Origin of the sequence: Methanoregula sp., assembly GCF_002835825.1 — an archaeon.
In the GTDB taxonomy this organism is placed as follows: domain Archaea; phylum Halobacteriota; class Methanomicrobia; order Methanomicrobiales; family Methanospirillaceae; genus Methanoregula.
Map to the genome: position 1 here is coordinate 1 of NZ_PIZH01000142.1, position 5,325 is coordinate 5,325.

The window sequence follows — 5,325 nt, forward strand, 5'->3', positions numbered from 1 at the left end:
CCGGCAACTGCGGACGCAGGCGGTCTACGTGAGGCAGCCGATCTGCGCGAGGTTCATCGGGTTATCCTGTTGGAAACAACGCAAGTGTCCCAGGCCGCTAATCGTCGGGTAGCGCACCAGGCACCAGCCGATGGGAAGGCCGACTTCGGTCATGCCTTTTCGTGATTCTTCCATTGCCACACGCATGAAGGGATCCATACCCTGTGCTGGGTGCGGATCCTGTTTAATGTTGTGGATGGGACACCCTCGCCGGAAGTAACTCCCCGTGATTCCCGCGAGAAAACCCCCGGCCTCCCGCAGCAGTCCCGCCATATCTTTATGAAGCCGCGTGCATACTGTCAATCAATGGATTACTCGTACCAGCCGCAGGAACGCCAGAGAAAACTGGCGGTGTTAATCGATGCCGACAATGCACAGGCAAGCATCATCAAGAACCTCCTGGATGAAGTTGCGAAATACGGCATCGCTTCCGTGAAACGGATCTATGGGAACTGGACAACGCCCCAGCTCCAGCCCTGGAAGGATGTCCTCCTGTCGCATTCCATCGTACCGATCCAGCAGTTCAATTACTCGTCAGGGAAAAACGCCACGGACAGTGCGATGATCATCGATGCGATGGACCTGCTCCACGCGGGCAATGTTGACGGGTTCTGTATTGTCTCAAGCGACAGCGACTTCACCCGGCTCGCGTCCCGGATCCGCGAATCGGGCCTGATCGTGTACGGCTTTGGGGAGAAACGGACGCCCAAACCCTTTGTCGATGCCTGTGACAAATTCATCTACACGGAAATCCTGCGGCCCTCGGACTCTTCCGGCAGTTCCGGTGAGACCCGCCCGGAAATCACCGGTATCAACACCGTCAAAAACGATCCCCGGTTCCTGCGGCTGCTCCGGAGCAGCATCGAGGACTCCTCGGACGACAAGGGCTGGGCGGAGCTCGGGCTTGTCGGCAGTAACCTCCAGAAAAAGAGCCCCGAGTTCGATGCACGCAACTACGGGTTCCGGAAGTTCTTCGACCTGATCCAGTCGCTGGGCCTGTTCGAAGTCGACGAGCGGCAGTCAAAGGACCAGAGCGGGAAGATCATCTATATCCGGGAAAAAGTGAAAAAAGGGCGGAAATAGCCCCGCCGGTATCATCTTCTTTTTTAAAACCGGGCCGGGATGACGGCAGGTTCCGGGCCGTTTTACGGGTATCTGCGTACATTTTTCCGCTGCATCCCGGAAAAGAATCCAAAAAGGGCAGATTCACACTGCCATATTCATCAGTACAAATTTTTTTGGATAGCGTTGCCACAAGGCTCACGTTGCCGGGGTTACCTGGTATGATTTCGCACACCCATGGACGGGACCGGAAAAAAGTTACTTTTTGTGTGCGGGCTTCTCATCGTGATGAATGAGGCGGCACTTGTTGACGCACTCCCAGTTTGCCGGGTGGAACTTCCCGTCAGCATCAGCTTTCATGGTAGTGTGATACTTTTCCCCGCAGACAAGGCATTCCATCAGGCCGTCTTTCTCGTCAACAATCCGTGTTGTGTGCTTTTTGTCGCTCATGATCGTTAGTCGGTACCCGGACTAAAAATACGTATGGATGGGGCAATAGTGCCGGCACGGATCCGTTGCCCCGGGGATATCGTTAAATTGGAACAACGATAACATCAACCATTCACACAGGGTGAAACAAACCATGCCGACAAGCAAGAAACAACTGGTAAAACTGAACAAGGCAAAGAAGGAGAAGGCAGAGGAGCTCTCAAAGCAGGCAGCCGGCGGGAGCAAGGAAGCGCAGAAGAAGCTCAAGAAACTTGAGAAGAAACTCAAGTAAGCCTCCAGTTTTTCGATCTCCTTTTTTTCTCACTGGCTGGCAGTGAACCGGAAGGTCTGCTGTTCGACTGTCCCTCGTTCAGAAAAACAACCGATGCATGAGAGAAGACTGAACGCCCGGATCCCGTACCGCCCGGCAAAACCGGATCGCCGGCCTATAAATATTCATCCGGTCAATCACCGTCCGTATGAAGATTACAGCAATCGCACTTCTCATCATCATCGCCGTGATCGCCTGCGGGTGTACAACCCCGGCTCCGGCAGCAGCACCCTCATCGACGAATGAGGCTCTCCCGGCCCTGGCCATTCCGGATCTCACCGGCACCTGGACAGGCCCCATGACCGGCTATGAACCGGATGCGGGATTCACGAACTACGGCAACACCACGATGTCGATGATTGTCTCAGAACAGCAGGGACGCATCTTTACCGGGACGTTTGTTTTCGGCAGTGGCAACAACACTGAAACGATTCCCTTCTCGGGAGTGATCGGCCGTAATGGCAGGACGCTCACGATCCCGCAGAAGACCGGAGGGTACAGTTTTGGTGAAGTCATTTCTTCCGGTGAGATCGAACTGATCTACGTCAGTGACGGCACGCACTATTCCTCCTCCATCGATATGCTCCGGAAAGCATAAGGCCCGGCATCCTCTCTTTTTTTGGGCTTATATATCCCAGACCCGGGGAATCTTCCGACAGGGTAATGGATTCCGGCAATCATCAGGCAGGCCCGGCGCCGAAGCGATCAGGGCTCCCGCGGTAATTTCTTCTCCGGCGGCTCCCGGCTCCAGTCATCGTACCCGAGTATCAGATGCTCGATGGCAACCTCGATGGAACCTGCATCGGGGTCCGGGAATGCCCGGTACTCGTCCACCTGGCAGTGGGAGAGATGATAGGAATACAAGACATCTCCGTTCTCGTCGCAGGCTTCGATGGTGAACGGTCGCTTGTATTCGGGGAGGAGGGAGCCTTTGCCGGTTGCCGGGCCGATGGTGCCGTCATTGCCGAACATCCCCTCCCGCAGCCGGAGATATGCCTCTGGCTGGCGCATGACAGAAACGTCAGGGCAGGAGAGAATGCTCCGCAGGTGCTGCCGCGCGAGTGCGGTGCCGATACCACCGGTGGAGACATGGATGATGCCTGCGGGTTTTCCGGCCCATACGCTCTTGCCGGCCGGGCGGGATCCATGATCGAGTGCGTTCTTGAGTACGGTGGGGATCGAGCGGTTGTATTCCGGTGATACGATGAGCAGTCCACTCGCAGACCGGACCGCGTTCTTCATGCGGATGACTGCTTAGCCCGGGGGGTCCTCTTCGTCCTGGTTGTATAACGGCAGATCCCCGATGAACACGCGGGTGAAGGAAACCTCCTGCGGGGCAAGCTGAACGAAACCCCCGATACGCTTGCTGTTAAAGAACCCGTTCTGAAGATTTCCAACAATAACTGCGATTGAATACGTGCGTATGCTCGGCTCTCCATCCATGAGGTACCGTTTCGTTTCCCGCACATACATCCGCCCCCTCCGGATGAAATGATCGAGAGAGGAACAACAGGATGATCATGGTCCGGATAAGAATAAAGAGACCTGAGGGGTGCGTACAATGCGTGTCACAGATTCATACGGAAGGCGGAATCAGAAATCGGAATAGAGAAATACCTGTGTAAGGAAACGGTACAAGGCTGGGGTTAGTTGTGGGTTGCAGACTGGCTGAATCCGTCTTGGTCGTCGTTTCCCTCGTGTTCATCGTTTCTGCCGGCTGCGTCACCATCCACGTTAATGCACCCGTTTTCTCCTCGGCGCAACTCCCGGCAGCCGCGGAAAATGTCACCGGTACTCCTCCTTCTTCAGAGCGTTATTCATCGGGTGTCCTGGACAACGAGTCAGCAGCACGGGATCCGGATACGAATCTGAGTCCTGCTAAGACAATGAGTCCCGTCTCCCGCATTACGGCAAACCCGAACAGCAAGTCCGATGTCAACCGGCGGTTCCAGGATGTTGTGTTTGGCAATGAAGCCCAGTATCTCAACCGATGGGAGAACCGGAATGTGAAACTCGGCGTGGCCGGAGAATATACACGGGAAGATCTCAAAACCCTTCATGATTTTGTCATCCGGTTCAACAATGTGTCCGATACCACGCACCTGACCCTCCCCTACGAGAGCGAGAACCAGGAATTCACCATCCGCTTTGTGCCTCCATCCTTTTTCAGTACCATCGATGAGGATGTGGCCGACAAGGTGGTCAGGAATACGGACACCGGGGAGGTTTACTTTGCGGATGTGACCAATAAGAACTCCTGGGTTGAGACGGATCTCATCTACATCAATTCCCGCTTTAAAGGTGAAGAGAGGAAATACCTCCTCCTCCGGGCGCTCCTGTATGATATGGGTTTTGAGGGATATTCCGATGATCCTGCCAGTATCTTCTATTTCAATCCGCGGACAACCGAACTCAGCGAGATGGACTGGGCGGTCATCGACCTGCTGTACAGCAAAAAATTCACCTATGGGGAATCCCTGTCCTCGGTGAGGGCCAAGCTCACCTGATCCGTTTTGCAGGGCCGTTCTTCGATTTTGGATACAGCAGGTTTTTTTACCGGTCTATAAAACATTTTGAAAACTGACAATTACCGGGGGAATTCACCGGTAAAGCGACAGGTGCCGGCACCAGGATAAACGCAGATGAAAAAGGTTTACCGGACTCTGGAATAAAAACAGCAGAAACAGATTGTCGTTTCTCCCTGAGATTATTACCCGATGTATCGTTCCCCGGCAATTTCTCTTACCGGAAGAAGTGTGGAATCTGCCATTTTTCGTAAACAGACGGCCCTGTTATATATCGGGTTTTGTCTGACGTAATCCTGCCCTGGTTATCTCGCCTCGTTGAACGAGATCACGTGCGTCAGCCGTTCGACATTCATTGGCGAGAGGATCTTCTCCCGGTTTGTGATGTGTTCTGCCAGCCGGTCGAGAGTGATTACATCGATATCCTTGTTGATCCTCAGGTCGGGGTGGGACCCCCTGAGGGAGACGATGATACACCGGATTTTCGGGTTCCTTTCGTAGAAACGGTACTCGTCCTTCATGGAGAGCCAGAGGGCCTGCGTGGCAATCCGTACCTGGCGTTTGATGTCTCCGGTCTTCAGTTCAATGTCTGCCCCTGACCAGTTCTTGGTCCCGATAAGGAAAAGCCCCGTGGGCCCGATGACAACCGGGTCGATCTGCTGGAACCGGATTTCGTCCTTCTTTCTCCACCAGTACGCGGTGTCGAAGCGGTGAAGGTCGACACCGCTCATAATATGATAGTCATCAGGCATCTCTGAGAGCACATCGACAACCTGCTGCTCAGCTGTTGCTCCGATGAGATAGGACCGGTTCTTCTCAAGGAATCGCATCGTTGCGGTGATATCCCGGCTTGCAGAACTGACGCTGCGTGTCCGTGTTGCGATCGCCTTTTCCCATTCGCGTTTCAACTTCCAGATTTTCCATCGGACCCTGGTTGAT

At 54.3% G+C, this 5,325-nt stretch carries 8 protein-coding genes; 4 read left to right on the forward strand and 4 right to left on the reverse strand.

Features of this window, described 5'->3' with window-relative positions; genetic code table 11:
* The first annotated feature begins 210 nt into the window (after positions 1–210).
* On the forward strand, positions 211–1,122 hold the full coding sequence (locus tag CW742_RS06470; RefSeq protein WP_292418093.1) for an NYN domain-containing protein: 912 nt from the start codon (positions 211–213) through the stop codon (positions 1,120–1,122).
* A 237-nt stretch (positions 1,123–1,359) separates the two neighbouring features.
* Here the strand turns inward: CW742_RS06470 and CW742_RS06475 are convergent, their stop codons facing one another.
* Positions 1,360–1,551, reverse strand: a complete 192-nt coding sequence (locus CW742_RS06475) for a hypothetical protein (RefSeq protein ID WP_292418096.1) — start codon at positions 1,549–1,551, stop codon at positions 1,360–1,362.
* 133 nt (positions 1,552–1,684) lie between these two features.
* Between CW742_RS06475 and CW742_RS06480 the strand changes: the two genes are divergently transcribed.
* Positions 1,685–1,822 (forward strand): hypothetical protein, encoded by a 138-nt coding sequence (locus CW742_RS06480; RefSeq protein WP_292418099.1) that lies wholly within the window; start codon positions 1,685–1,687, stop codon positions 1,820–1,822.
* Positions 1,823–2,009: 187 nt separating this feature from the next.
* On the forward strand, positions 2,010–2,459 hold the full coding sequence (locus CW742_RS06485) for a hypothetical protein (RefSeq protein WP_292418102.1): 450 nt from the start codon (positions 2,010–2,012) through the stop codon (positions 2,457–2,459).
* A gap of 107 nt (positions 2,460–2,566) precedes the next feature.
* Here CW742_RS06485 and CW742_RS06490 read toward each other — a convergent pair whose 3' ends face one another.
* Positions 2,567–3,103 carry an NAD(P)H-dependent oxidoreductase gene (locus CW742_RS06490; protein ID WP_292418105.1) on the reverse strand — a complete coding sequence of 179 codons (537 nt, stop codon included), beginning with the start codon at positions 3,101–3,103 and terminating at the stop codon, positions 2,567–2,569.
* 12 nt (positions 3,104–3,115) lie between these two features.
* Positions 3,116–3,334 carry a hypothetical protein gene (locus tag CW742_RS06495; RefSeq protein ID WP_292418108.1) on the reverse strand — a complete coding sequence of 73 codons (219 nt, stop codon included), beginning with the start codon at positions 3,332–3,334 and terminating at the stop codon, positions 3,116–3,118.
* 206 nt (positions 3,335–3,540) lie between these two features.
* Here CW742_RS06495 and CW742_RS06500 point away from each other — a divergent pair, with 206 nt between their 5' ends.
* Positions 3,541–4,368 carry a DUF2927 domain-containing protein gene (locus tag CW742_RS06500; protein ID WP_292418110.1) on the forward strand — a complete coding sequence of 276 codons (828 nt, stop codon included), beginning with the start codon at positions 3,541–3,543 and terminating at the stop codon, positions 4,366–4,368.
* Positions 4,369–4,691: 323 nt separating this feature from the next.
* On the opposite strand, the gene CW742_RS06505 is transcribed toward CW742_RS06500, so the two are convergent.
* On the reverse strand, positions 4,692–5,325 hold a 634-nt coding region (locus CW742_RS06505), incomplete at its 5' end, for a nuclease-related domain-containing protein (protein ID WP_292418113.1).

Coding starts and splice junctions, on each gene's coding strand:
- CW742_RS06475 (WP_292418096.1), bottom strand. CDS start 1,551: ATGAGCGACAAAAAGCACACAACACGGATTGTTGACGAGAAAGACGGC.
- CW742_RS06480 (WP_292418099.1), top strand. CDS start 1,685: ATGCCGACAAGCAAGAAACAACTGGTAAAACTGAACAAGGCAAAGAAG.
- CW742_RS06485 (WP_292418102.1), top strand. CDS start 2,010: ATGAAGATTACAGCAATCGCACTTCTCATCATCATCGCCGTGATCGCC.
- CW742_RS06490 (WP_292418105.1), bottom strand. CDS start 3,103: ATGAAGAACGCGGTCCGGTCTGCGAGTGGACTGCTCATCGTATCACCG.
- CW742_RS06495 (WP_292418108.1), bottom strand. CDS start 3,334: ATGTATGTGCGGGAAACGAAACGGTACCTCATGGATGGAGAGCCGAGC.